The 26,154-nt window shown below is 45.4% G+C and carries 22 protein-coding genes; 8 read left to right on the top strand and 14 right to left on the bottom strand.

From position 1 onward, the window contains the following. Nucleotides 1–539 precede the first annotated feature (539 nt). Nucleotides 540–1,448, bottom strand: coding sequence for a Tim44 domain-containing protein (locus tag ACED41_RS04695; protein WP_371724555.1), 909 nt, complete (start codon nt 1,446–1,448; stop codon nt 540–542). A gap of 196 nt (nt 1,449–1,644) precedes the next feature. Here ACED41_RS04695 and ACED41_RS04690 point away from each other — a divergent pair, with 196 nt between their 5' ends. The 3 genes from ACED41_RS04690 (at nt 1,645) to ACED41_RS04680 (ending at nt 5,194) form a co-directional block, all read left to right on the top strand. Continuing rightward, nucleotides 1,645–2,235, top strand: coding sequence for a TetR/AcrR family transcriptional regulator (locus ACED41_RS04690; protein ID WP_048613073.1), 591 nt, complete (start codon nt 1,645–1,647; stop codon nt 2,233–2,235). 17 nt (nt 2,236–2,252) lie between these two features. After that, nucleotides 2,253–4,127: an MFS transporter gene (locus ACED41_RS04685; protein WP_102320179.1), complete on the top strand. Its 1,875-nt coding sequence runs from the start codon at nt 2,253–2,255 to the stop codon at nt 4,125–4,127. A gap of 146 nt (nt 4,128–4,273) precedes the next feature. Further along, the gene (locus ACED41_RS04680; protein ID WP_017060176.1) at nt 4,274–5,194 is read left to right on the top strand and encodes a YeiH family protein; all 921 of its coding nucleotides are present in this window, start codon (nt 4,274–4,276) and stop codon (nt 5,192–5,194) included. A gap of 133 nt (nt 5,195–5,327) precedes the next feature. Here the strand turns inward: ACED41_RS04680 and ACED41_RS04675 are convergent, their stop codons facing one another. Then, nucleotides 5,328–5,495: a hypothetical protein gene (locus tag ACED41_RS04675; RefSeq protein WP_017060175.1), complete on the bottom strand. Its 168-nt coding sequence runs from the start codon at nt 5,493–5,495 to the stop codon at nt 5,328–5,330. A 106-nt stretch (nt 5,496–5,601) separates the two neighbouring features. After that, a complete protein-coding gene (locus ACED41_RS04670) occupies nt 5,602–6,480 on the bottom strand; it encodes a LysR substrate-binding domain-containing protein (protein WP_371724554.1) in 879 nt (292 codons plus the stop codon). 193 nt (nt 6,481–6,673) lie between these two features. Here ACED41_RS04670 and nagE point away from each other — a divergent pair, with 193 nt between their 5' ends. Then, entirely contained in the window at nt 6,674–8,119 is a 1,446-nt protein-coding gene (nagE, locus tag ACED41_RS04665; protein ID WP_371724572.1) for an N-acetylglucosamine-specific PTS transporter subunit IIBC, read from the top strand. 145 nt (nt 8,120–8,264) lie between these two features. Here nagE and menE read toward each other — a convergent pair whose 3' ends face one another. From menE to ACED41_RS04635, 6 genes are all read right to left on the bottom strand, one after another. Next, on the bottom strand, nt 8,265–9,701 hold the full coding sequence (menE, locus tag ACED41_RS04660) for an o-succinylbenzoate--CoA ligase (RefSeq protein WP_371724553.1): 1,437 nt from the start codon (nt 9,699–9,701) through the stop codon (nt 8,265–8,267). Nucleotides 9,702–9,765: 64 nt separating this feature from the next. After that, a complete protein-coding gene (menC, locus tag ACED41_RS04655; protein ID WP_065583687.1) occupies nt 9,766–10,773 on the bottom strand; it encodes an o-succinylbenzoate synthase in 1,008 nt (335 codons plus the stop codon). Between the two features lie 75 nt (nt 10,774–10,848). Continuing rightward, nucleotides 10,849–11,715, bottom strand: a complete 867-nt coding sequence (gene menB / locus ACED41_RS04650) for a 1,4-dihydroxy-2-naphthoyl-CoA synthase (protein WP_017064079.1) — start codon at nt 11,713–11,715, stop codon at nt 10,849–10,851. Nucleotides 11,716–11,820: 105 nt separating this feature from the next. Beyond that, nucleotides 11,821–12,618, bottom strand: a complete 798-nt coding sequence (gene menH, locus ACED41_RS04645) for a 2-succinyl-6-hydroxy-2,4-cyclohexadiene-1-carboxylate synthase (RefSeq protein WP_371724552.1) — start codon at nt 12,616–12,618, stop codon at nt 11,821–11,823. Nucleotides 12,619–12,627: 9 nt separating this feature from the next. Continuing rightward, nucleotides 12,628–14,352 (bottom strand): 2-succinyl-5-enolpyruvyl-6-hydroxy-3-cyclohexene-1-carboxylic-acid synthase, encoded by a 1,725-nt coding sequence (gene menD, locus ACED41_RS04640; RefSeq protein WP_371724551.1) that lies wholly within the window; start codon nt 14,350–14,352, stop codon nt 12,628–12,630. After that, nucleotides 14,349–15,656: an isochorismate synthase MenF gene (locus tag ACED41_RS04635; protein WP_065583685.1), complete on the bottom strand. Its 1,308-nt coding sequence runs from the start codon at nt 15,654–15,656 to the stop codon at nt 14,349–14,351. Before ACED41_RS04635 ends, menD begins: the two co-directional genes overlap by 4 nt. A gap of 296 nt (nt 15,657–15,952) precedes the next feature. Here ACED41_RS04635 and ACED41_RS04630 point away from each other — a divergent pair, with 296 nt between their 5' ends. The 3 genes from ACED41_RS04630 to ACED41_RS04620 all read left to right on the top strand — a co-directional run bounded on the left by ACED41_RS04630 (nt 15,953) and on the right by ACED41_RS04620 (nt 19,513). Further along, a complete protein-coding gene (locus ACED41_RS04630) occupies nt 15,953–17,185 on the top strand; it encodes a pyridoxal phosphate-dependent aminotransferase (protein ID WP_017060166.1) in 1,233 nt (410 codons plus the stop codon). Between the two features lie 344 nt (nt 17,186–17,529). Next, nucleotides 17,530–18,114 carry a 5'-deoxynucleotidase gene (yfbR, locus tag ACED41_RS04625; protein WP_371724550.1) on the top strand — a complete coding sequence of 195 codons (585 nt, stop codon included), beginning with the start codon at nt 17,530–17,532 and terminating at the stop codon, nt 18,112–18,114. A 55-nt stretch (nt 18,115–18,169) separates the two neighbouring features. After that, a complete protein-coding gene (locus tag ACED41_RS04620; protein WP_017060614.1) occupies nt 18,170–19,513 on the top strand; it encodes an anti-phage deoxyguanosine triphosphatase in 1,344 nt (447 codons plus the stop codon). A gap of 26 nt (nt 19,514–19,539) precedes the next feature. Here ACED41_RS04620 and ACED41_RS04615 read toward each other — a convergent pair whose 3' ends face one another. Further along, nucleotides 19,540–20,139, bottom strand: coding sequence for a tRNA-uridine aminocarboxypropyltransferase (locus ACED41_RS04615; protein ID WP_017060615.1), 600 nt, complete (start codon nt 20,137–20,139; stop codon nt 19,540–19,542). 9 nt (nt 20,140–20,148) lie between these two features. Here ACED41_RS04615 and rrtA point away from each other — a divergent pair, with 9 nt between their 5' ends. Beyond that, the gene (rrtA, locus tag ACED41_RS04610) at nt 20,149–20,697 is read left to right on the top strand and encodes a rhombosortase (RefSeq protein ID WP_017060616.1); all 549 of its coding nucleotides are present in this window, start codon (nt 20,149–20,151) and stop codon (nt 20,695–20,697) included. Here rrtA and ACED41_RS04605 read toward each other — a convergent pair. The 4 genes from ACED41_RS04605 to lon form a co-directional block, all read right to left on the bottom strand. Continuing rightward, nucleotides 20,688–20,987: a ComEA family DNA-binding protein gene (locus ACED41_RS04605; RefSeq protein ID WP_371724549.1), complete on the bottom strand. Its 300-nt coding sequence runs from the start codon at nt 20,985–20,987 to the stop codon at nt 20,688–20,690. The two genes, rrtA and ACED41_RS04605, sit on opposite strands and share 10 nt — an antisense overlap. A 224-nt stretch (nt 20,988–21,211) precedes the next feature. Next, nucleotides 21,212–23,077: a peptidylprolyl isomerase gene (gene ppiD / locus ACED41_RS04600; RefSeq protein WP_102429106.1), complete on the bottom strand. Its 1,866-nt coding sequence runs from the start codon at nt 23,075–23,077 to the stop codon at nt 21,212–21,214. Nucleotides 23,078–23,295: 218 nt separating this feature from the next. Then, nucleotides 23,296–23,589, bottom strand: coding sequence for an HU family DNA-binding protein (locus ACED41_RS04595; RefSeq protein ID WP_012604504.1), 294 nt, complete (start codon nt 23,587–23,589; stop codon nt 23,296–23,298). 168 nt (nt 23,590–23,757) lie between these two features. Next, nucleotides 23,758–26,109 (bottom strand): endopeptidase La, encoded by a 2,352-nt coding sequence (lon, locus tag ACED41_RS04590; protein ID WP_017060619.1) that lies wholly within the window; start codon nt 26,107–26,109, stop codon nt 23,758–23,760. Nucleotides 26,110–26,154 lie beyond the last annotated feature (45 nt).

The raw sequence follows: 26,154 nt of genomic DNA, 5'->3' as shown, positions 1-26,154 counted from the left end.
AAATCTGCCGGCACTGCCTTCGATGGTTCGAATCCGTCTCCCTCCACCATATTCTCCTTAATTGGAAAATCGAAAAGCCAACTCATTGAGTTGGCTTTTTCGTTTCTGAGCTTTATCTCTTACTAAACGTGTCTTCTAAAACAACCCTCAACTTCCTAAACACTAACCCGCTACTACAAATAACTAATCGAGCTAAATCATTCAAACATCAGTGATCCCATACTTCAGCATGACGCTCACAAACCAGATAAGCAGCGCAGCCTAAACAATTGCTCGATACATGTTCTTCGCATTCGTTCGCAATTATCTGTTTCTGCTGCAAAGTAACCTCAGGCTCCAATACGGGTTCAAAGAACTTTGTCATTACTCATTACATCCAAATAAAATCAGTTAGTTAGTCTCAGGTTAATCCAATCTTTAACTAAGATACATATCATTAGACGCAAAAAAGCCCCTGCTGATTTCTCAGCAGGGGCTTTCTATTATTTGGTGTTATTCCGAATAACTACATCCTATTGATGTTGAGTTAAATCCTGGAATTAACCTTGAATACCAACAATTAACCAAGGTGCATTGTTAGTTGTTAGGTCACGCTCTAGATGCCAGATATCAATGATATCTTCTTCAACGCCATCCGCTGTGTCACGGTAACGACCGCTAAACTGAAGGCTTAGCTGTGCTTTGCTACCATCGTGGTCTGCGCGAACGATTTCAGCATCAACGTACATTACGTCTGTGTGCTGATCACCGTCTAGCTTATTACGCTCAGCTTTTAGGTCTTCAAATAGGCTTGGAGATACGTATTCTTCAATCGTGTTTAGCTCGTTGTGATTCCATGCACCTTGCAGTGTACGGTAGTGCTCACGAGAACCATTGATGAATGCCGCTTGATCAAAGCCCGGTGGGTAGTTATGTGGAACATCGCTTTGTGCACCAAAACCGAAACCACCAGCAGCGCCTTGTGATTGAGGTTGTGTTTGCTCGAAGTTATGAACATTTGGTTGTTGCTTAGGTTGTTCAAACTTGTTCTGACCCATGCCGCCGAATGCTGGCTGTTGGCCACGTGCATTCTGCTGATTCATTGAGCCCTGCTTCGCGCCCAACATTCCACGTAGGAATTTAAACGCTAGGAAAGCAATCAGACCCATGATCAGAATATCCATGAACTGGATACCTTCAAATGCGCCACCAAAGAATGCAGCTAAAAGACCACCAGCAAGTAAACCACCTAGCAGACCGCCCATAAGGCCTTTCTTGCTAGAGTTAGCTGCTGTGTTCTTACCTGTTTGATCTTGACGGATCGAATTCGTGTTTTGTTGTTTTGGTGCTGGAGCCGTTTTAAAGCTTTTGCCAAATGACTTACCACCACCAAACTTTTTCGCTTCCGCGATTGGCGTCACCGCGACTGTTACCAACAGGATCGCGACTAGTGAGAAAAATCGTTTCATTATTATCCTTTATAGGTTTTTTATCTTTCGACACCTTAATCATACTCGTTAACAAAGAACAATGAAATATTCACCGTGTTTACACATGTATCATAATATTGCGGCTATTAATTGATTACTAAACTAGCGAAGGGATTGACGGCACTCAGGGGCAGCATTAAAATATTGAACGATGTTCATTTAATAGAAAGTACCCATGGCAAGACGAAACGATCATACTCGCGAACAATTAGTGCAATTAACCTTAAAAACGGTAACCGACTTCTTAGAAGAGCACTCTTATCACGAGCTAAGTCTACGTAAAATCGCCAATATGATTGGTTACGTTCCAAGTACCTTAGTAAATGTATTTGGTAACTACAACCTACTGCTTTTGCATGTGGTCGCTCAAACATTAGATGAACTGGCGTCAGAATCCGCTGCAACTGTTGAACAATCGAGCAACCCTCAACAAGCTCTATTCAACCTTGCCTACTGCTACCACGATTTTGCACAGAGACACCCTCACCGTTGGCAGCTTATCTTTGAGCACAACATGAACGGTGAAAACCTTCCTGAATGGCAATCGAACCGCATCGATAGAATGACAGGCATGCTAGAACAGTTGCTAGTAGCGATTGCTCCTGAACATACGAAAAGCGAAGTCGTTAAAGCCAGCCGTGTATTATGGTCTGGAGTACACGGAATTACTCTACTTAGCGTTGATGATAAATTTTTCGCCTCTGAGCCTATTGATGGTAAAGAGCTGATCAATAACCTAGTCTCAAACTACTTAACCAACTGGTAATCATCCAAGGAAAGACAATGAACAACAGCAGCCAATCTTCGCTGTTAACGCAAAAAAGGTTCCTACCCTACTTTATTACCCAATTTCTAGGAGCCTTTAACGACAACATATTCAAAAATGTCCTGTTACTGTTTGTTGCTTTCGCAAGCGTAGACACGCTGCCTATTTCCAGCAATCTATTCATTAATTTGGCCGCTGGCCTTTTTATTCTGCCCTTCTTCCTATTTTCAGCTTTGGCTGGTGTACTGGCCGACAAATACGAAAAATCGTGGTTTATCCGTAAAGTTAAGCTCCTCGAAGTAGTGATCATGTCACTGGGTGCGATCGGATTCATCTACGAAAGCTACGGAATATTACTTCTGCTCCTGTTCCTTATGGGAACGCAGAGTGCTTTCTTTGGCCCGGTGAAATACGCCCTGCTTCCACAACAATTAGAAACAAAAGAACTGGTATCTGGTAACGCTCTCGTCGAGACAGGTACATTCTTAGCGATCCTGATTGGTACTCTCGGCGCAGGCATCATTGCATCTGAAGAAGGCGCGAAGCTCATTGCTGCGGTGTGTATTGTTTCGTTCGCCGTGCTTGGCTATGTATCAAGCTGGTTTATCCCACAAGCGCCAAGTAATGCACCAGACCTTAAAGTAAAGTGGCAACCTGTAAAACTGACCCGCGCGACACTGGCGATTGCAAAAAAAGATCGCCCGACCTTTCAAGCTCTGATGTCTATCAGCTGGTTCTGGTTCCTTGGTGCGGCTTACCTAACTCAGTTTCCCAACTTCACTAAACTGCATCTAAACGGCACTGAAAGCTCCGTCGCCTTTTTACTGGCACTATTCTCGGTAGGCATTGCAATCGGCTCTTTAGCTTGTGATAAGTTATCTAATCACCGAATTGAAATCGGCATCGTGCCAATGGGCAGCTTAGGTATCTCGATCTTCGGTCTTCTGATGGCGATATCCATCCCGGAGTCTTTGCCTGACTTTAGTTCTTTCCATCAATTCGTAACCTACTCAGAGCTGTGGCCACTGTTTGCTTACCTTCTGCTTCTGGGTATCTCTGGCGGTGTCTTTATTGTTCCTCTGTATTCACTGATGCAGTTACGTGCCAAGCCCGACGAGCGTGCCCAAGTGATTGCCGGGCTCAATATCTACAACTCACTGTTCATGGTGGGAAGTGCGGTATTAGGTATTGTTTGCCTTAGTGTTCTAGATCTTTCAATTCCGCAGCTGTTTATCTTGCTCGCAGTGGGCAACACTTTGGTGATGCTGTACCTGTTTTATCAGGTGCCTATCTACGCTTTCCGCTTCTTTACGTGGGTGGTCACTCACACCATGTACAGAGTTAAACATAAGAACTTACATCACCTGCCAGAAAAGGGCGGTGCGTTGATTGTCTGCAACCATGTGAGTTATATGGATGCACTGCTGCTGAGTGCGGTTTGCCCTCGCTTGATCCGTTTTGTGATGGAAGAGGATTACACCAAGTTGCCGCCAATTCGACGCTTCTTGAAAAGAGCTGGGGTGATTCCAATCTCCGCGACCAACCGCAACTCGATTCGAAACGCTTTCAAAGAAGTAGAGCGTGCCCTGCATGAAGGTCACATCGTGTGTATTTTCCCAGAAGGAAAGCTCACCTCTGATGGCGAAATGGCTGAGTTCATGCGTGGTATGGAGCTGATCATCAAACGTTCCCCTGTCCCAGTGATTCCTATGGCTCTTAAAGGATTATGGGGTAGCTACTTTAGTCGTTACAAAGGCCGTGCCTGCAAAGGGTTACCCACTCGCTTCTGGACTAAGCTAGAGATAGAAGCTGGCGAGCCGATTTCACCTAAACAAGCCTCTTGTGAAACGCTTCGACAGTCAGTCTCTGACCTTCGCGGATCATTACGCTAGTTAACCAGCCCTTTATTCATATCAGTTGAACAAGCGTTAAGTTTTCCTTAACGTTTGTTCAATTCATTTAGACTTACTTATCATTTTATTGAACGTATAGTGGTCTCATCACAATAACGCCACAACAAAACAAGACTCTAAATACAATGAACCTAAAAAAGTCCGTTCCATTTTATCTTGCTGCACTGTTTTGCTTAACGCCTTGGGTTAGCTCACCGACAGCCCTGGTTATCGGTTTCCTGCTTGCTAGTTTAGGATTAGTCCCTGAACACTTGGAAGTCGGCAAGCTTACCAAAAAGCTACTGGCCTACTCTATTGTTGGCTTGGGTTTTGGTATTCAGTTTGAAAAAGCATTAGCAGTAACAGGCGATGGTATTGGGCTCATTGTAACGACGATTATCGGTACATTAGTCATTGGTTGGTTCTTGGCGAAACAAATGGGGCTAGACCGCACTACGGGCTATCTTATATCTTCTGGTACCGCGATTTGTGGTGGTAGCGCGATAGCAGCAGTGGCACCCGCGATCAAAGCAGACGATGAACAGATTGGCTTGGCATTAGCCACCGTATTCGTGTTGAACTCGGTTGCTCTATTCTTATTCCCGATGATTGGTCACGCGCTTGAGCTCAGCCAACAAACATTTGGTACTTGGGCAGCGATAGCGATTCACGATACGTCTTCTGTAGTAGGTGCAGCTTCAGCGTATGGCGAAGAAGCACTGACGACAGCGACAACATTGAAGCTCGCTCGCGCACTTTGGATCATCCCAATCGCTTTAATTAGTGCGATGATCTTCAAGAACGATCAAAAGAAGATTACGGTTCCCTACTTCATTTTCTTCTATTGCGCCGCTATCGCGGTGAGTGACTTACTGCCACAATTTGAGATGGTCTATCAAGGAATCTTTGATGTGTCTAAGCGAGCACTGGTCGTGTGTTTGTTCTTAATTGGCTGTGGTATTTCAGTTGAGAAGTTAAAAGCGGCAGGGCCGAAACCACTGATGTTTGGTATTACAATGTGGGTCATGATCTCAACGGGTTCATTGGCGTGGTTAACTCTCGCTTAGCCCGCATAGAAACGCTTTAGATGTTTGTTCGGTGAACTAGACACTCAAGTTAGCGAGCAACAAAACAAAAAGGCAAAGCTCTAATGGGCTTTGCCTTTATCGTTTGTGGTAAGGGTATTCTTTGTTGTAACAATCACGAATCAAACAGGGGCTTATCACTCTTCTTGCTCTCTCTTTTCATTAAAACAAGTACCACAACCAACACAAATGCGGTGAGCTCAGCCAACGAACGAGTCAACCCTGACGAGATGATTGCTTGGCCTATCTGCAGTAAAACCGCAATGGTGAGGGCAATTTTCATAGTAAGACCTTATTCTATAATCCGTTATTTATATGGCTTATTATGATGGATGGTTATAAAGATAATAAATTCTGTTTTGAACTATCTAATTGCTAAATTAACTAACCTAGCGCAACTGCCCTTCTAACCACTTAATAAAGGTTCTTACCTTAGGGCGTTTTTCCGTGCCTAGCGGGCAGATTAAGTCATACCCTTGGTCTGTATCCATGCTCGGATAAGGTGTTATCAGCTCACCAGTCTGAACATACTGCTTAACAAAATGATAGCGCCCCATCGCGACACCGATATTGCTGAGGGCACTTCTTACGCCCATATCCCGGTGGCTCACACAGTAAAATTGCTCAAACAAGTTCACATCTAAGCCGTGGTGTTTAATCCAACGCTGCCATACATCTGACCCTAGTGCATGAATTAAATTAATCCGGTGCAGCGATTCTAAGCCATCATCAAAGATGTCGTGTTCAGCCGCGTAACTCGGTGTACATACCGGAATATACTTTTCACCAAACAGGCGCTGTCGATGCATGTCTTTGAGATTTTCAGCACCATAGTAAATAGCGACATCGAGATGATTTTGATGAAAATCCTGCTCTTCTTGCGAGAAAATATTGAGATTAAACTTTGGGTATCGCTGTTTAAAATCAGCCAACCTCGGCAGTAACCAACTGTTGGCAAATGCAGGACTGGTACCGATATTGATCTGTCCATACAAGTCTGTGTTGGTAATGTCTTCGATCTCACCAAAAATAGAGCTTAACGACTTGGATAACGTTCGTTGAAAGCGCTGACCTTCTTCCGTTAGTTCCAGTTTACGAGTCCCTCGCACAAACAAGTTAAATCCGAGTTCACCTTCTAACACTTTGATTCGATGGCTAACGGCTCCCTGAGTCAAATGCAACTTTCTAGCCGCTAGCGTAAAGCTCATTTTCTCTGCAGCAACATTAAAAGTATGAAGATTTCTAAGTAAAGATTGATGGTTAGCCATACGAACTCATGCATTAAAAATTTTAATTCATACTACTACCCGTTTCGTTTGTTTGCATTAAGAAATAAGTTTTTAATAACCGCAGTTACTTAAAATCCTGCCTCGATCAATATTTGACTCCATACGTTGACGAGCAGAAACATTAAAAAAATTAATTACAAACTTAGGGGCACATATGAATATACTCGGGTATATGCAAAAAGTAGGTAAGGCATTGATGGTTCCCGTAGCCACACTGCCAGCTGCAGCAATCCTTATGGGGATCGGCTATTGGTTGGATCCTGTTGGTTGGGGTTCTGAAAGTATCTTAGCCGCATTCTTGATCAAATCTGGTGGCGCGATCATCGACAACATGGCGGTTCTATTCGCGGTGGGTGTCGCATTTGGTTTGAGCCGTGATAAGAATGGTTCTGCGGCACTGTCTGGCTTTGTGATGTTCCTCGTCGTCACCACGCTACTTGCTCCGGGCTCTGTTGCTCAGTTAATGGATGTTGAACTCAGTGAAGTGCCTGCGGCATTTGGCAAAATCAGCAACCAATTCGTAGGTATCATTGTGGGTATCATCTCTGCTGAGATCTACAACCGCTACTCAACGGTTGAACTTCCTCAAGCTCTAGCGTTCTTCAGCGGTAAGCGTTTGGTTCCTATCCTGACCTCAATCGCAGGTATGGCTCTCTCTTTTGCTCTACTTTACATCTGGCCAGCTGTTTACGAAGCTCTGATCGTTCTGGGTATTAAACTAGAAAGCATGGGTGCGGTGGGTGCTGGTCTGTTTGGTTTCTTCAACCGTTTGTTCCTATCAGTAGGTATGCACCACGCTCTTTACCCTGTGTTCTGGTTCGACGTTGTTGGTATTAACGACATTCCAAACTTCTTAGGCGGCGCGCAATCTATCGCTAACGGTACGGGTATTCCAGGTAAAACTGGCATGTACCAAGCGGGCTTCTTCCCTATCATGATGTTTGGCCTACCAGCAGCAGCATTGGCGATGTATCACTGTTCTGATGCGAAAAACAAAAACCAAGTATTCGCAATCATGCTTGCGGCAGCTATGGCTTCATTCTTCACGGGTATCACAGAGCCACTAGAATTCAGCTTCATGTTCCTAGCACCCGTGTTGTTCCTACTGCACGCAGTATTAACAGGCCTATCGCTTTACATTGCAGCAAGCATGGAATGGATGGCAGGCTTCGGCTTCTCTGCTGGTTTCGTTGACCTAGTACTATCAAGCCAAAACCCACTCGCGGTTAACTGGTACATGCTACTGGTTCAAGGTGTGGTGTTCTTCGCGCTTTACTACGGTATTTTCCGCTTCGCTATCATCAAGTTCAACCTACGTACTCCAGGTCGTGGTGAAGAGATGGAAGCAGAAAAAGAAACTGAAACGCCAGAAGCATTGGCTAACCTAACCAACAGCTACATTGAAGCGGTTGGCGGTGCAGACAACATTCTAGAAGTCGATAACTGTATTACTCGTCTACGCTTAACTGTGAAAGACTCAGGTGCAGCAGACAGCGAGAAACTGAAGAAACTCGGTGCGGCAGGTGTGGTACCGGTTGGGAAAGGTGGTCTACAAGTTATCATTGGTCTAGGTAAGGTAGATAAAGTCGCTGAACAAATGAAGAAGGCACTCGCTTAAGCTAAACAACCAGCTGGAAAGATAAAACCCTTAATGACCAGATAAAACAGTAAGAATTTGTGATGGCTTCACCACCGTCACACCCCCCTGAAGCGCAATTACGACTAGTCACCGTGTATTGCGCTTCATTTTATTGCTCTTCGCTCTATTTAGAACGGGTCTGCTGTAACCACTGCGCCAATCCAGCGCGCGAAACCTTAATACCATGTTGTTCCTGCTGAGGCATTCGATAATACTCAATAGGAAATTTGAACCGTTCAAGACGACCAGTTAACTGCTCGATAAACCACTCTTTGGTTGGCAACTCAGCACAATCGACAATCGCTGCAGGTCGAAATCCGAACTCATCATCTTCAATGGGAACAATAAAAGCCTGATTAACCTCAGACAATTGATTGAGTACTCGCTCAATTTCTTCGCAATGAATGTTCTCACCACCAGAAATAAACTGGTTGTCGGCACGGCCAATAATCGACACTTGTTCGCCAAGCCACTCACCAAGATCTTTGCTATCAAACCAACCGCTCTTATCAACTAATGGCGTTAAGTTACCTTGATAGTAATACCCGGACGCGAGCGTCTCGCCACCAATAAAGATACGTTGTTCTTCAATTTTTAGCTGGCGATGGTTAAGGACAAAACCGGCGGTGCTGCCGGCATCAACGGGCTTCGCGGTCACGGTTGAAGCCGCTTCAGTCATGCCGTATCCAAGCCATGTTTCGATGCCCATTTGTTGAGCTTCGAGCCCAAGTGCTTCTGGTATATGACTACCACCCAAAAGTACATGCGTTAAAGTAAGTGCTTGCTTACTCTTTAACAATCGATGTAGTTGAGTAGCGACCAATGAAGCATGACTGCATTCTTCTATATCGGTTTCAAGCTGACCTGTGCCTATTTTGATGCAACCACCAGCCGCCAACCAACGATGAACTATCGCCAGCCCCGACACATGGTACATAGGTAAACTCAGTAACCACGTGTCACCTTGTTGATAACGAAACACCTCAAGCAGCCCTGACGCAGAGCATAGGTGCTGCTCAAGTGTATGAGCGACCGCTTTTGGGTTTCCGGTAGAACCTGAAGTGAATGCGATGCTCGCTAGATTTTGCGGATTGAAATTGGATTCTTGAGGTGTCGTTATCTGCTCATCATCACCATCAAACTTCAGTTCACTTAGGCAAGGCAAGGTCACCAACTGAGTATTCAAATCGGCAGTCTCTGATTGCTCTATTCCGCTATTGCCCAAGAGCCAAAGGTAGCTCTGTTGATCTGCTTGATATAAGGAATCGAGCTTTTGCTTCAGGCGTAAACTAGGCTGAGGCATCGTAAACGCACAAACCACACCCAAATTGAGTGCGGCAAGATAAACAGGGATCACTTCAGCTTGATTCTTACCAACAATCGTCAGTACATCACCTTCAGATAGGCCTTGATGAGATAGCTGTTGTTGGTACTCACTAACCAACACAAACACTTGCTGCCAAGTATAAGTGCGGTGAGTGGTCACTAACGCTGGTTGAAGTGGGTTTTGCTGCGCCCACTTTACCCAGAGCGGGGGATGATTAGATTGTGGGCGCATCATATGATAACCAAAAATAGATTAAGAACTTGTTAAGCTAACTAAATAGCCATTCAAATAGCTCGGTCTAAGAAGACCAAATCAATTGTTGCTTTTCAAGCGTAGAGACAGGCAACTGACAGCCCGGCCAAGAAACCTCTAGCTGCTGCTTGAACAAGCCAATCGTATCCAACCCCGGCACTTCATTTGGCAAATATTGCTGCGCCAGACGAGCAATCTGAGTCAGACCTAGGCTCGACTCAATGCTTGAGCTCAATACAGGTTTCATTCCAAGCTTCTGTGCTCGCTCAATGATTGCCACGCAACGCTCGACAGAACCAATAAGAGTTGGCTTGATCACGACTGCTTTAACACCAGTAAGGTCGCTAAGATCAAATTCCGGGCTGCGCACCGCTTCTTGCAGTGTCTCGTCCCACGCAATCGCCACACCATGGTCAATGGCAAAGGCCAAACTGTCTTCTGGCTTTTGGCAAGGCTCTTCGATAAAGCTTATACGCTGGCGCATTGACGGCGAAATGTATTTAATGAATTGCTTCGCTTTCTCTGGCTTCCACGCACGGTTGGCATCAAGTCTTAGAATCAAATCAGGGATCGACTCAAGGAATAAGCTAACCAACATGCCATCGCGAATCGCTTCGTAGAGGCCGACTTTCACTTTCGCGACCTTCTCGCCTACCATCTCATTCAATACAGGAATCAGTTCATCTGGATCGCCTGTACACAAAGGCGCCGCTTGGTAGTTACCTTGAGCGTTAAGATCGCCTCGCAATTCCATCATCGCCATTGAAAAGCCAAACGCGACAGAAGGATACAGCTCGTCGAAAGGCGTTTGAGGCTTATTGTGGCTCCAAAGCTCTAATTCGTGTTGAAGCTGAATGCCAGCTTGTTCGGCATCTTCTTGGCTAAAACCGGGCAAAGGCGCAACTTCGCCAAAACCAGTTTTACCATCACACTCAAGTTGGATGATATAGCCAACACGTTCGTTCAACTTATTGTCACGAAGAACCACACCACTATCCATAGGTAATTGATAACGGTAAAGTTTAGCGTGACGCTGAGAATTCACTGAGTTCATAAAGTTTCCTAAAAAACGGGGAACATCAAAACAAAACGAGCCGCTATTAGCGACTCATTTTGAAGAGGAGAAAGACTATGGATTACGCGGGAACTTGTCGAAGTCCGGTCGACGTTTCTCGTTGAATGCGTTGCGGCCTTCTTGGCCTTCCTCTGTCATGTAGAACATCATGGTTGCGTTACCAGCCAACTCTTGTAAGCCTGCTTGACCATCACAGTCAGCGTTCAGTGCCGCTTTCAAGCAACGCAGTGCCATTGGGCTGTGTTGAAGCACTTCACGACACCAACGAACTGTCTCTTTTTCTAGGTCAGCAACAGGAACAACGGTGTTTACAAGGCCCATGTCCAGTGCTTCTTGTGCATCGTAGAAGCGGCACAAGAACCAGATTTCACGTGCTTTCTTTTGACCAACGATACGAGCCATGTAAGAAGCACCCCAACCGCCATCGAAAGAACCCACTTTAGGACCCGTCTGACCGAACTGCGCGTTTTCAGCTGCAATAGTAAGGTCTGCCATCATGTGAAGTACATGACCGCCACCGACTGCCCAACCCGATACCGCTGCGATAACTGGTTTTGGACAAGTACGAATTTGACGTTGGAAATCAAGTACATTCAAGTGGTGCGTACCTGAGTCATCTTGGTAACCGCCGTAGTCACCACGGATACTTTGGTCACCACCAGAACAGAACGCCTTCTCACCAAGACCAGTCAAAATGATTACGCCAACTTTCTCGTCATAACGAGCATCAGCCAGTGCATTGATCATCTCTTTTACGGTTTGTGGACGGAACGCATTGTGCACTTGAGGGCGAGCAATCGTGATTTTCGCAATACCGTCATCAGACTTGTGGTATTGAATATCTTCATATTGACTGCTTTCATCGCGCCAGTTAACGGCTGCGTAAAGTTCTTCTTCTGTGATGCCTACTGTTTTAGCCATGATGATTCCCATTGTTCTATTAGAGAGCGCGACTAGCGTAGAGTCGCGACGGTGTTGCTCTGCTTTCTATAGCGCTTGATACGATAGGTTCGCTCAGTCAGTTCATCAACGACTGGCGATACATTGGATGATCAGATTTGAAAACATCTCTGGTTGCTCAAAATGAACATTATGACCCGCGTAATCCACCTGACTATATTCAAAGCCACTATTCTCAGCTAGCTCCATGAATTTACGATCTTTTTCTCCACATACATAATGCAATAAATGCTCATGAGATTTCAATGTGGCACGTAAATCCGGTTGCTTAGCTAACGAAGTAGATAACAACATATTTGCTACGGATACTCCAAGGTTACCACTACGCTTTATGACCAAAGTTTGTCTTTGCTCATGATTTAGTGAAGAAAAGACGCTTTGTTGATACCAATCGTCTAAAACATCTTCAATCGACTGCTGTGCAAAGCGAACAGCCCATTGCGTATCGTGTACTAACCTTTGTGCTCTTTCTTCATCACATTCCAAGCCAAAGTTGCCACCTTCAATGATGACTTTCTCTAGGTTGAGTGCCTCAAAGCAAGGGCTTGTCACCCCATACATAGCGAGCCTTCCGCCCATAGAATACCCAATCACCACGATAGGATAATCGGCAGGAAGATCGTTGAGAGCCAGTTGGGATGTGATGCACTGGACTATCTTGGTACAGCAATGATCAAAGCCTACAGGGTCGATAAACCGGCTTTGTCCGTGTCCGGGCAAATCTATGCAAAGACGAGGAAAGTCTTCGAGGAAGGGGTGGCATGCACTCCAATCATCCCCGCTTCCGAGTAAACCATGTAAAAAAACAAGCAAAGGTTTGTCAGAAGATTCTTGTACTGCTGGGTAATAATTGGAGTAAAGCATGTAAAGTCCTTAGGCTAATGCCTCGGTGAGCATTGAGCTGAATTGCTTCAGCAAAGTAGACGCTTGTTCGGGAGGCGTCTTAACTTCTACGAGCAAGGTACCCTGACCTTGTTCAAAATGTTGTTCGATGAGCGTTTGATAGCAATTCAAGGTTTCTGGCGCCGCATAACCAAGATGGAATTGCGCAGCAGCATGTTCAAAATTGAAACCATGAGGCATTTGATATAGAGACTGTTTTTGTTGCTCAGGAACCGGCAAAAAATCAAAGATTGCCCCACCATCGTTATTGGTAACCACAATAACCATTGGTGTTGTGCTGTGAGTAAGTAGCGCCAGCGAATTTAGGTCGTACAACAAAGAGGTGTCACCAATCAGCATCATCAAAGGATTCTGGTTGGCTTTTATCACTCCCGCAGCCGTCGCCACCAAGCCATCAATGCCCGATGCACCGCGGTTGCTGTAGACTTGAGTCGCAGAGATTGATGACAGCATATCCACTAGCCTTACCATCAAGCTATTTCCCACAAAAAGCTCTCTGCCCTTAAGTCTAGACGACAAGTCAACGGCAACGCTCAACTCTGTCAGTTGGTCGTTATTAGAGATTTGCGCCAACGCTAACTGCTGAACCGTATTCGCGACTTTCGCCAAAGATGCCGCCCAGCCAGCATGTTCTCCCAACAGCGTTGGTAGATGTTGCTCTGATAACCAATGTTCGATATCAGCGACAATATGAGTTTGAGGCAGATGATCTTGATTAATACGATGTGCATCTGGTGAAACAACGATGTACTGCGATGAACAAAATGTGGCAGCTTGTTCTTTTACCCATTGGTTAAGACGCTTAGATACGATGCGCTCACCAAACTGGATAATAAAATCACACTGACTAAGCTGTGCTTTGGCTGCGTCACTTTGCATCCATAAATCATAGTGTTTCCAGTCACTACTGACACCCGATTGAGGGTCACAGAATACTGGCCAGCCCAAAGCTGTCGAAAACTGCTTGGCTTTAATTGCAGCTTCATTCTCGATAGAACCAATAATCACTGCGCCTTTACGAGCGACATAATCACTTGCTGAGACAGGCTGAGCGATTAAATGACTGGGCAAATAAGTGTTCGAGTAAAGGCAGGTTGAAGCTCTCCAAGCTGCCACGCTCTTTGTATAATCCGCATACATCTCGGCGCTATTAGCGGAATAAAGCGGTTCTGGGAACGGACAGTTGATATGAATAGCCCCACCGACGCTGCGCTGTTTCGCCAGTGCGTTATCAACCGACGTCAAAAGCCAATTCAAAGAAACTTGTGTCGTTGGACTTGGAAGGTTTAGTGCCGTTTCAACGTGAGACGAAAAGATACCCTGCTGCTGAATCGCTTGATTGGCACCACAGTCGACTAAATCAATCGGTCGATCGGAGGTCAACAAGATTAGCTTTTCTCGCGTTAATCCAGATTCAGCGGTCGCTGGTAGAAGGTTAGCTACGGCAGTTCCAGAAGTAACAACCACCGCAACGGGTTTGTTGCTCGCTTTAGCTAAACCTAAAGCCAAGAAGCCAAGCCCGCGCTCATCAAAGTGCGTATGTAAGGTTAGCTTAGAGTTAGCTTCGGCTTCGAGTGTTAATGGTGTTGAACGAGAGCCTGGCGCGATGCAAACATGTTCAACACCGCTGCGGGCAAGCTCTTCAAGTAATGTGTTACACCAAACTCTGTTTAATACAGCTTGGTCGTGATTCATGACGCCACACCTAATGGTGGGTGATCAGAAATGAGACTGAGCAGAGTCGACATCTTCTTATTCAGCTCTTGCCACTCATGTTCGGCAACCGATCCCGGCACGATCCCCGCGCCAGCAAACAGTTGTACTTGATCGTTTACAATCAAGGCGCTTCGAATCGCCACGCAGAATTCCGCTCGCTGATGACTGATATAGCCTACAGAGCCTGCATACCAACCTCGTGCAAACGGTTCGTGTTCAAGAATGAAATCCATCGCCTCTTTACGAGGTAAACCCGCCACCGCAGCAGTTGGCTGTAAGGCAGCAAGCAACTGCACACCATTAACGCCATTGTTGAGCTGAGCATGGATATTGCGCTTCAAATGCTGCACCTTACGCAAGCGCACTAGACGCGCATCCTTTTCAACATGGACCGTTTGAGAATGAGGAGTGAGACGCTCAATGATGTCGTCGACCACATACTGGTTCTCATTGAGGTTTTTGCTGTCTTGAGAAAGCCAGTTGGCCAGTTCCATATCCTCAGTAGCGTTCTCTCCGCGACCAATGGTTCCAGCAAGCGCCTCGGTATCAAGCTCCGTACCATGTCGGCTATATAAGCGCTCTGGTGTCGAGCCAATGAAACTGTGTTTAGAATCCAGCACCAACATAAAGTGGAAACTGTGGTGATTTTGCAGATAGCTGGCTTTAAGTAATTGAGCTGCGCAGATAGGCGCATCGAGTTGCAGTGTGGTTTTACGTGCTAAAACGACTTTTTTGTACTCTTCATCGCTAATGCCTTGCAGCACTTTATCGACAAGGTTGCCCCACTGCTCTCTTTCTGGAACGTGATTGATCTGTTCAATATGGGCAGACAAAGGCGCCAATATCGCGGCTTCTACAGAAAGCTTATTCAAAGCATTAATAGAAGAAACGCGATCAGGGGACAAATTAACCGCCAGCGACCAAGTATTGTCAAAGCGGATCAATTCAACCTGAGGAAGGAAGAAAAACGACTCCATGCAGCGACGGTTCTTTGCGGTGTGCCCATCAAACGAGCGTCCACCCCAGATTCGTTGGTCTTCACCAAGAATAGCGTACGCGGGTGCAGGATCTGAAAACGTATGTAACTGTCCGAGCGCAACAACCTCTTCACGAGTGTCGCGTGACTGCCAGTAGAACTTAGGAAAGAGCGGTTGAGCATGAAGCCATTCTATAAATGCAAACGATGGTTTTTGCGTTAGAACTTCAACACAACGAACTTCGCTTGCTTGGGCATTTTGTACTCGCTCAATCAAAGCGGAGATAGTTTGCTGGAAATGTGACAAATCGACCTCGTTCACATCTAAATTATTATTATATTAGTTTGATACTTTATGGGCAGTACCCACTTAGATCAAGAATGTACTATATCTTTTCAACATTCCTGTGATTTTAAGCGATCCCGCCCCTTTATTCATCTTAGCCAATAACCAAGAAAGCGATTAATTAAAATTTAGAAAAGAGTGACAACAAAAAGGCTAAACGTGACACTGAAATGCGACATTCATCAGATTTTTATTCTATCAAACGCCATTTTGCGGTACTTTAATAAAGTATTTAAATTAATTTCAGGAAATCGGCAATGCAAAATATCGGGATGTCGTCAAAACTCAACAGCGTATGCTACGAAATCAGGGGGCCTGTACTCAAACATGCTAAGCGCATGGAAGAAGAAGGGCATAAAATACTGAAGCTTAATATTGGTAACCCCGCCCCATTTGGTTTTGACGCCCCTGATGAAATCCTTGTTGACGTAATCCGTAACCTACCGACATCTCAAGGTTACTGCGACTCAAAAGGCATCTATTCAGCCCGCAAAGCGGTTGTTCAGCACTACCAGAAAAAAGGCCTACGTAACCTTGATGTAGAAGACGTTTACATTGGTAACGGCGCATCAGAGCTTATCGTTATGTCTATGCAAGCGCTACTGGATAACGGTGATGAAATCTTAGTTCCCGCTCCGGATTACCCACTATGGACAGCGTCTGTTGCGCTTTCTGGTGGTACACCGGTTCACTACATGTGTGATGAAGATGCTGATTGGTATCCAGATTTAGACGACATGCGCGCGAAGATCTCACCAAAGACGCGCGGCATCGTTCTTATCAACCCGAACAACCCAACAGGCGCGGTATACAGCCGTGATTTCCTATTACAAGTGGTTGAGATTGCTCGTGAGCACGGTTTGATCATCTTCGCCGATGAAATCTACGACAAAGTACTTTACGACGGTGCGGTACACACTTCAGTGGCAACGCTTGCTGAAGACGTATTAATGGTCACGTTCAACGGCCTATCTAAAGCTTACCGTGTATGTGGTTTCCGTGGTGGTTGGATGTTCTTAACAGGCCCTAAACACCTAGCGAAAGGCTACGTTGAAGGACTAGAAATGCTGGCCTCAATGCGTTTGTGTGCCAACGTTCCGATGCAACACGCTATCCAAACCGCACTCGGTGGCTATCAGAGTATCAATGAGCTGATTCTTCCAGGCGGTCGACTGCTTGAACAGCGTGACCGTGCATGGGAACTGATCAACAAGATCCCTGGCGTTTCTTGTGTGAAACCGAAAGGTGCAATGTACCTGTTCCCTAAAATCGACACCAACATGTACAACATCAAAGACGATCAGAAGTTTGTACTCGACTTCCTTAAGCAAGAGAAGGTGCTATTGGTTCAAGGTACGGGCTTCAATTGGCCGAAACCGGATCACTTCCGTATCGTGACTCTGCCGCACATCGAAGATCTAGAAATCGCAATTGGTCGTTTAGAGCGCTTCTTACAGACTTACAGCCAAGACGACCTCATCGAAGGTTAATGAGCACAAAGAAAGATGGCTACAATTTGCTGTTTTAAAAGACTTTAACTTGTATTCATTCACTTCTATGCTTAAAAGGCTCCTGTTTAGGAGCCTTTTTTGTATCCGCTGTCTCGTATCCCTGTGCAAACACAAGATACGAGTGGAGTATTGTTTATACCAATCACAGTAAGTAAGTGTTCAGAAATAGCGTAGGGAAAAAGCTTGAGAACAAGGCAGCTATTTTCGACAAGCAGCTTCGATAAGTAGTTATTCTACAATCAAAAATTCTAACATAGTTATCGAGTTTTTTAACAAGCTAGGATGACCAGTTATTTACTACGATTGGTACTATAAGGACATTTATGAAACAGAGCCATTTCTTTGCCCATCTCGCACGCATGAAGCTAATTCAACGCTGGCCCCTGATGCGTTCGGTATCAAGCGAGAACATTTCAGAACATAGCCTACAGGTTGCTTTCGTGGCACACGCCTTGGCACTGATCAAAAACAAGAAGTTTGATGGTCAGCTTAACCCCGAGCACATTGCTCTGCTTGGCATGTACCACGACACCAGTGAGGTACTGACGGGTGATTTGCCAACGCCAGTTAAATACTACAACCCGGATATTGCACAAGAGTATAAGAAGATAGAAGCCGCGGCAGAACAAAGACTGCTTTCGATGTTGCCAGAAGAGTTCAGAGACGACTTCGCCCCCTTCTTAATATCTGGTACTGCGAGTAAAGAAGAGCAAAGCATCGTCAAGCAGGCAGATACTATCTGTGCGTACCTGAAATGCTTGGAAGAGCTCAGTGCGGGCAATCATGAATACGAGCAAGCCAAGCGCCGATTGGAAGAGACACTCGAACAACGCAAAAGCCCAGAAATGGACTACTTTCTCTCCACATTCGCACCGAGCTTTGAATTATCACTAGACGAGATAAGCTAGCTGGGTATAAGTTGTTTTTAATTAGCTAAATAAAATCAATTTGATAGGTGCTATTTTGAATTCTCAACTCGAACCACCCTTTGTACTCGAACAAGAATGGCAGCATCGAAATGACGATGAACATAAAATAAGACGGGATGACCACCGCAGCCCGTATCAGCGTGACCGTGCGCGCGTGCTTCACTCTGCTGCTTTCCGTCGCTTACAAGCGAAAACCCAGATCCATGGCACCACGGTCAACGACTTTCACCGAACGCGCCTTACCCACTCTCTTGAGGCCGCTCAGCTTGGCACCGGTATCGTCGCTCAACTGAAGAAAAAGCAGCCCGAATTTCGAGACCTATTACCCTCAGACAGTTTGATTGATTCACTGTGTTTGGCTCACGACATCGGTCATCCACCCTATGGACATGGCGGCGAAGTCGCACTCAACTACATGATGCGCGACCACGGCGGCTTTGAGGGCAACGCTCAAACGTTTCGCATAGTCACACAGCTAGAACCTTACACTGAACATCACGGGATGAACCTATCTCGACGCACTTTGTTAGGTCTAATTAAGTACCCTTCTCTGCTGAGTGAGGTTCAAGCTAAATTGCAGTCTGAACCCGTTAAGCATCAACGACAACTCCGAGCTAAAGATTGGATGCCAGCAAAAGGCATCTACGATCATGATGAAGAGTTGTTTAACTGGGTGCTTGAACCGCTTTCAAGCAGCGACCAACAGCTCCTAAAACAGAAAAGAAAAACGCATACCGAGCCACTTGAGCACAACAAGACCAAATATAAGTCACTGGATTGTTCGATCATGGAACTTGCTGACGACATCGCGTATGGCGTGCACGATTTAGAAGATGCGATTGTGCTTGGCTCTGTGACCAAAGCTCAGTGGGTCGAATCGGCTTACCCTCAACTGAAAGAGATGGCCGACCCATGGATTTGTGAACACCTAGATTCAATTACAGAGATGCTTTTCTCTGGTGAACAGTATCGTCGAAAGGATGCGATTGGTGGGATAGTCAACGCACTGTTGACCAGTATCTCGATTAAGCGAGTGGAGGCTAACTTTGAGAATGTACTGTTGGCTTACAATGCGGTGCTCGAGCCGAGCATGGACGGCACACTCGATAAGCTGAAACACTTTGTCAGCGAGTTCGTTATTCAAGTGCCACAGGTTCAGGTCATCGAATACAAAGGTCAACAGATCATCATGGATATGTTTGAAGCATTCAGCGCAGATCCTGAACGCTTGCTGCCACTGCCCATCAAGAAGCAATGGCTACAACATCAAGATGAGTCTCGAAAAATGCGCGTGATAGCCGATTACATTTCATCGATGACTGATGATCTTGCGCAGAAAATGCATCAGCAACTGTTCTCAGCTCATACCGAGTTTTAATTCCTGACTCACTTTACTAAAACGGCTTAATCTAAGTAGTTTTTCTCAAACACGCCCGGCGGCATTTGATTGATTTGAAACTGAATCATTTGGTCAAATGCCGTTAGCAAAGGGCTAAAGTCGCCATCACGCTCTAACAAGCTAAGTAAATGATAGCCAGCTTCAACGGTTGAAAGGCTATTTTCACTGGGTGCTTTGCGAATTCGGTAATTACCCTTGAGATCTTTCGGTAAATGAACCGTGTTCAACGCATGCAAATTACTCGATACTTGCCACATCTTGAATGCTTTCTTCCACGTGCCATCCAATAAAATCACACGCAGCTTCTTATTGGGAGATGTCGCCGACTCAACTGAAACAGAGTTTTCGCTTGGGTATAAAATCACATGTTGATACTGTTCATCGCACAACAATGCGTTGAGTTGTTCGTTGTCTGAAAAGTCTTCGCCAACAAACGTCACGCTGTTATTAAGAGATAACGAGAGAATACGCGCTGTTCCCATCGGACGATGCTCTTCTGATGGGTGCTGAAGAATGATAAGCTCAACATTCGATTCGAGTGGTGTAACCCACTGACAAATACAAGCTTTCAAAGCCTTGCTGCATTGGGGGCAATAACGAGACATGGATTTAATGTGTACCCTGTTTTAATTTTCATTTCACTTTTATGCGTCTTATTCCAATTTGAGCCAATACAAGCTTGGGTCGTTTGGGATAGCAATGCGATTGCCGATGGGCAATGGTGGCGAATCCTAACAGGAAACTTTTCACATACCAACTACTCGCATCTTCTGATGAATCTAGCAGGCTTGTGGATCATCAGCTACCTGTTTCAACCGAGTAAAAAACAGCTTGTTGTTGCTTTGCTTGTGATCAGTTTAGTGACTGGCGTCGCTCTGTTGTTTTCAAGTATTCAGATCTACGTTGGCCTATCGGGCACTTTGCATGGGTTGTTTGGCTTATTCGCGCTCAGAGAGGCTTTAAACGGCAGGAAGTCTAGTTGGCTGTTAGTATTCGGATTAGTCGCTAAAATCGCTTGGGAGCAGCTTATTGGCCCTTCTAGCACGACTGGTGAACTGATTAATGCTCGTATCGCGATTGAAGCCCACCTAGCAGGTGCATTGGCCGGAGGCTTCATATCTATCGCTTCATTTCTAACAAGTAGAAAAACGGGTCAAAGTTGAATTCTTTCGCGGTTCTTTTCAACCGTCGCTTCACCTATCCCTTTGACACTCACCAAATCATCAGCAGTAGTAAATGCCCCGTTCTGATCTCTGTAATCGACGATTTCTTTGGCTTTCTTGTCACCCACGCCAACCAATAGTGCTGAAAGTTCTTCTGCCGTCGCGGTATTGATGTTGACCGTAATCTCAATGCCTTCGTAAACCTCAGCCTTGGTTGGGCTGTCTGCAAACACGGCAGGGCTTAAGAGCATCAGAAATGAAAGAATTAGTGTTGAATATATCGTGCGCATAAATAGTTCCTTTGTTCAAAAAACGTAACTTATGCATTTGCCGCGCTAGATAACACAATCACCAGATAAAAATAAAGCGGATCACCTAAGTGACCCGCTTCGTTATACATCTTATTTTCATCAGCTTGTTTGTTGGCTCACAAATCTGAATTAAAGCCTAACAATCACGTGTTGATTTCAGTAGTAAGCTCTAACTTGAGCTTGCTACTGAGGTAATCAAACGCTTACTGACCTTGACCCACTACGTAGTATTCAACGTCTGCGTTTTTACGAAGTACGTTTAATACGTTAGTCAGGTCTTGTTGGTTACCAACTCGCTCCAACTGTGCACCAATTTGAGTGCTGTAGGCTGGGTTGATCTCAGCCGTTACTTTAGAAAGCTCAACAACAACGATATTACCGTCTTGGTCTTTAGATTGACCGAACACAGCTTGACCTGCTTCTGGTTTCGCTAGAGCGAATACAGATGCCGCTAATGGCGAGTTACGGTCAATCGTTTCAAGTTCAGTGAACTCAAGGTTGTTGTCCGCTAGTACTGCTTCATTGCCTTGCTCAAGTTCGTTCACTAGAGAAACACCTAGCTCAACCGCTTGCTGCTCTGCTTGTACAGCAGACAGTGCAGCGACAACTTGATCTTTCACTTCAGCTAGAGGAAGAACTGTCTCATCACGAGTCTCTTCTACACGAACAACAATTACGTGCTCAGGTGCAACTTCGATAACTTCCGAGTTTAGACCGTCTTCTTTCACTTCAGGGCTCAAGATAGCTTGCATAACTGCAGGCGTCATCAGAACTTCTGGAGCGTCAACTTGAGAGATGAAATCTGTCGTTGTGATCTTCGCGTTGATAGCTTCTGCAGAATCAACTAGAGAATCTGGGAATTCAAACGCTACTTTTTCTAGCTCAGTTTGTTGCTCGTAGAACTGATCAACTGCGTGTTGGTCTAGAAGCTCTGTCTTAATCTCTGCCGCTACTTCAGTGTAAGGCTGAGCTTGAGACGCTTTTAGTTCGTCTAGCTTGATGATGTGGTAGCCGAAATCAGATTTAACTAGGCCAGTAGTATCGCCAATATTCTCAAGAGCGAAAGCCGCGTCTTCGAATGCAGGGTCCATAACATCGCGCTCAATCCAACCTAGGTCACCGCCAACGTCTGCACTACCGAAGTCGTCAGATTTCTCTTCCGCTAGCGTAGCAAAATCAGCGCCTGCATTTAGCTCGTCTAGGATTGCCTGAGCTTTCGCTTCGTCATCGCCTTGAACTAGGATGTGGCTAACTTTACGTTGCTCTTCCGTTGAGTACTTGTCTAGGTGCTCTTGGTAGTATTTCTGTGCTTCTTCATCGCTTACTTCAAGCTGAGACTTAAGCGCTTCAGCAGAAAGCTCAATGTAAGATACCTTAGCTTGCTCTGGACGAGTGTAAGCTGCTGGGTTCTCTTGGTAGTACTGTTCGATTTGCTCGTCAGTTAACTCGATGTCTTTTGCAAGGTCAGCAACAGACAGTGTCACTGTGCGAATGTCACGAGTTTGTGCGATAAGCTTGCTCTGAGTATCGATTTCGCCCTGAAGAACGAATTCACTGCCTTGAAGTGCAGTCACAAGCTGGTTGCGCATAAGGTCACGACGCATGTATTCAGCGAAGCTCTCTGCGCTGAAACCTGCACGACGTAGTGCCGATTGGTAAACTTCTTGGTCGAATTGACCCGCCGTTTGGAACTGAGGCATTTCTAGAATCATGGTGCGGATTTGAGAATCACTGATTCGTAGGCCTAGAGACTCAGCTTGCTGCTCAAGCAGTACGTCATTGATCATGCGATCAAGTACTGATTTACGGAAAGACTCTACGTAAGCAGGGTCTGCAAGCATTTGCGCGAAGTAATCGCCAAGTTGAGACTGCATACGATTACGTTCGTTTTGGTAAGCCTGTTCGAACTCACCACGAGCAATTTCTGTGTTGCCAACTTTAGCTGCTGCGTTGTTACCGCCACCGGTGATGTAGCTGCCTACACCTGCGAATACGAATGACAGGATAATCAACCCAAGGATAATTTTTACCGCGATGCTATTCACGCCTTCGCGTAATCGATCCATCATAATTTAAGTGCTCTCCGGATATGAAGCATTGGCTTCAAAATAAAAATCTATTCACGCGATATTATCAGAAAAAGAAATGCGCATCAGTAGGATGCGCATAATTTAAATAAGTTCAATGTGCTTTGTACACATACTGTTTAAGAATGAAACATCATTTTTCAAACAGTAAACGCATTTTACTGCCTTCCCCTCTTAAATGGAGGTTTCAGCAGTGAAAATTAGTTACATGCGTCTTTAAGTGCTTTACCCGCTTTGAAGCCAGGTACTTTAGCTTCTGCGATTTGGATCTCTTCACCAGTTTTTGGGTTACGACCTGTACGAGCAGCACGAGTACGAACACTGAAAGTACCAAAGCCAACAAGTGCAACTTGGTCACCAGATTGTAGCGTTGTGCCAACTGCTTCGATGAATGCGTCTAGAGCGCGGCCAGCTGAAGCTTTAGAGATGTCTGCGTTTTCTGCGATTGATTCTACTAGTTGTGTTTTATTCACTGTTTTTCCCCTATGTGTCATCTGTGACTACTTCTGATGACTGTACGTTCCATTTTGGTTTTAATTTAGCCGCAAGCCTTATTGCAAAAGGGCTGCCGCTTTGATCAATAACTTAGCGTCCAAAAAAAACGCTGACAAGCCTTTTCGGGCCTATCAGCGTAATTCTTTACTTATTTTTGCTATGCATCACTATTTTTTCACGTCAAACTCGACCCCTGACGGATCTCGTTCTAGCGCGACTTTGAGTACTTCATCAATCCACTGAACCGGGATCACCTTCAAGTCAGCGATTACGTTGTCTGGAATCTCTTCCAAATCACGCTCATTGTCTTTAGGGATCAGTACAGTTTTGATGCCGCCACGGTGTGCAGCAAGCAGTTTTTCTTTCAAGCCACCGATAGGTAAAACTTCACCACGAAGGGTAATTTCACCTGTCATACCGACCTCTGCTTTAACCGGGTTACCCGTCAAGCTAGAGACAAGTGCAGTACACATTGCGATACCCGCACTCGGGCCATCTTTCGGTGTAGCACCTTCTGGTACGTGAACGTGAATGTCACGTTTTTCGTAGAAATCTGAGTTGATACCCAGTTTTTCAGCACGAGAACGAACCACTGTCATTGCCGCTTGAATCGACTCTTTCATCACGTCGCCAAGTGAGCCAGTTTGCGTTAGCTTACCTTTGCCCGGCATTGCTTCGGTCTCGATAGTCAGTAGATCACCACCCACTTGAGTCCACGCTAGGCCTGTTACTTGACCGATACGGTTGCTTTCATCCGCTTTACCGAAGTCGTGGCGTTGAACACCTAAGTACTCTTTCAGGTTATCAATGTTAACCGTTACAGACTTAAGATCGCTGTCTAGCAAGATGTTCTTCACTGCTTTACGACAGATCTTTGAGATTTCACGCTCTAGGCTACGTACACCCGCTTCACGCGTGTAGTAACGAATGATGCCGATGATTGCAGAGTCTTCAATCTCAATTTCATGAGGCTTAAGACCGTTGCGTTGAACTTGCTTGTCCAGTAAATGGCTCTTAGCAATGTTCAGCTTCTCATCTTCTGTGTAACCAGATAGACGAATCACTTCCATACGGTCCAGTAGAGGCCCAGGAATGTCCATCGAGTTCGATGTTGCCACGAACATAACATCTGACAGATCGTAATCTACTTCTAGGTAGTGATCGTTAAATGCGTTGTTTTGTTCTGGATCTAGAACTTCTAGAAGTGCTGAAGATGGGTCGCCACGCATATCAGAAGACATCTTATCGATCTCATCTAATAGGAACAGTGGGTTCTTAACACCAACTTTAGACATCTTCTGGATCAGTTTACCCGGAAGTGAACCGATGTACGTACGACGGTGACCACGAATCTCAGCTTCATCACGAACGCCACCAAGTGCCATACGCGTGTACTTACGACCCGTTGCCGCAGCAATCGAACGACCTAGCGAGGTTTTACCTACACCAGGAGGACCAACAAGACAAAGGATTGGGCCTTTTAGCTTGTTGATACGGTTTTGTACTGCCAAGTATTCAAGAATACGTTCTTTAACACGCTCTAAGCCGTAGTGGTCTTCGTTTAAGATCTCTTCCGCTTTCGCTAGATTCTTTTTCACTTTTGAACGCTTAGCCCAAGGAACGCCCACCATCCAATCAATGTAGCTACGTACTACTGTTGCTTCAGCAGACATTGGCGACATCATTTTCAGTTTTTGCAGTTCTTGCTCGGTTTTTTCACGAGCTTCTTGAGGCATCTTAGAGTCTTCGATCTTCTTCTTCAGAGTCTCGAATTCATCAGGAGCGTCGTCCATCTCGCCAAGTTCTTTCTGAATCGCTTTCATTTGCTCATTCAGGTAGTACTCACGCTGAGATTTTTCCATTTGCTTCTTAACGCGACCACGAATGCGTTTTTCAACTTGCAAGATGTCAATTTCTGACTCCATTTGGCCCATCAAGAATTCCAGACGTTCAGTCACATCTAAGATTTCTAGAACGTGCTGCTTGTCTACCAGTTTAAGTGGCATGTGTGCAGCAATCGTATCAGCAAGGCGAGCTGCCTCATCAATACCGTTCAGAGATGTTAGAACTTCTGGTGGAATCTTTTTGTTCAGCTTAATAAAGCCTTCGAATTGATTGATCGCGCTGCGAACAACCACTTCTTGTTCTTTTTCGTCAAGTTCTGAGGTTACAACGTATTCTGCGTCCGCTAAGAAAAACTCACTTTCTTTGAATTGGTGAATTTTTGCACGCTGCTGACCTTCGACAAGCACTTTAACAGTACCATCAGGGAGCTTTAGTAACTGAAGAATGGTAGCGACAGTTCCTACTTTAAATAGGTCGTCAATTGAAGGCTCATCAGTGTCCGCTTCTTTCTGCGCTACAAGTAGTACTTGTTTGTTAGCTTCCATTGCCGATTCAAGGCAAGTAATCGATTTTTCACGACCAACAAACAATGGAATAACCATGTGTGGGTAAACCACTACATCACGTAGAGGTAGCACGGGGATTTCGATACGCTCGGAACGTTCCAAGTTCATATATTTCTCTCTTCCGCTTTAACTTATAAAGCAGTATATGGGGCT

The sequence above is a fragment of the Vibrio sp. 1F255 genome (genome assembly GCF_041439145.1).
GTDB lineage: Bacteria > Pseudomonadota > Gammaproteobacteria > Enterobacterales > Vibrionaceae > Vibrio > Vibrio crassostreae_C.
Note: the sequence above shows the minus strand (reverse complement) of the source record. Positions and strands in the feature narration are given on the sequence as shown.

Bases quoted from the DNA above. Each gene is read 5' to 3' on its own strand.
- ACED41_RS04695 (WP_371724555.1), bottom strand. From the start codon at position 1,448: ATGAAACGATTTTTCTCACTAGTCGCGATCCTGTTGGTAACAGTCGCG.
- ACED41_RS04690 (WP_048613073.1), top strand. From the start codon at position 1,645: ATGGCAAGACGAAACGATCATACTCGCGAACAATTAGTGCAATTAACC.
- ACED41_RS04685 (WP_102320179.1), top strand. From the start codon at position 2,253: ATGAACAACAGCAGCCAATCTTCGCTGTTAACGCAAAAAAGGTTCCTA.
- ACED41_RS04680 (WP_017060176.1), top strand. From the start codon at position 4,274: ATGAACCTAAAAAAGTCCGTTCCATTTTATCTTGCTGCACTGTTTTGC.
- ACED41_RS04675 (WP_017060175.1), bottom strand. From the start codon at position 5,495: ATGAAAATTGCCCTCACCATTGCGGTTTTACTGCAGATAGGCCAAGCA.
- ACED41_RS04670 (WP_371724554.1), bottom strand. From the start codon at position 6,480: ATGGCTAACCATCAATCTTTACTTAGAAATCTTCATACTTTTAATGTT.
- nagE (WP_371724572.1), top strand. From the start codon at position 6,674: ATGCAAAAAGTAGGTAAGGCATTGATGGTTCCCGTAGCCACACTGCCA.
- menE (WP_371724553.1), bottom strand. From the start codon at position 9,701: ATGATGCGCCCACAATCTAATCATCCCCCGCTCTGGGTAAAGTGGGCG.
- menC (WP_065583687.1), bottom strand. From the start codon at position 10,773: ATGAACTCAGTGAATTCTCAGCGTCACGCTAAACTTTACCGTTATCAA.
- menB (WP_017064079.1), bottom strand. From the start codon at position 11,715: ATGGCTAAAACAGTAGGCATCACAGAAGAAGAACTTTACGCAGCCGTT.
- menH (WP_371724552.1), bottom strand. From the start codon at position 12,618: ATGCTTTACTCCAATTATTACCCAGCAGTACAAGAATCTTCTGACAAA.
- menD (WP_371724551.1), bottom strand. From the start codon at position 14,352: ATGAATCACGACCAAGCTGTATTAAACAGAGTTTGGTGTAACACATTA.
- ACED41_RS04630 (WP_017060166.1), top strand. From the start codon at position 15,953: ATGCAAAATATCGGGATGTCGTCAAAACTCAACAGCGTATGCTACGAA.
- yfbR (WP_371724550.1), top strand. From the start codon at position 17,530: ATGAAACAGAGCCATTTCTTTGCCCATCTCGCACGCATGAAGCTAATT.
- ACED41_RS04615 (WP_017060615.1), bottom strand. From the start codon at position 20,139: ATGTCTCGTTATTGCCCCCAATGCAGCAAGGCTTTGAAAGCTTGTATT.
- ACED41_RS04605 (WP_371724549.1), bottom strand. From the start codon at position 20,987: ATGCGCACGATATATTCAACACTAATTCTTTCATTTCTGATGCTCTTA.
- ppiD (WP_102429106.1), bottom strand. From the start codon at position 23,077: ATGATGGATCGATTACGCGAAGGCGTGAATAGCATCGCGGTAAAAATT.
- ACED41_RS04595 (WP_012604504.1), bottom strand. From the start codon at position 23,589: ATGACACATAGGGGAAAAACAGTGAATAAAACACAACTAGTAGAATCA.
- lon (WP_017060619.1), bottom strand. From the start codon at position 26,109: ATGAACTTGGAACGTTCCGAGCGTATCGAAATCCCCGTGCTACCTCTA.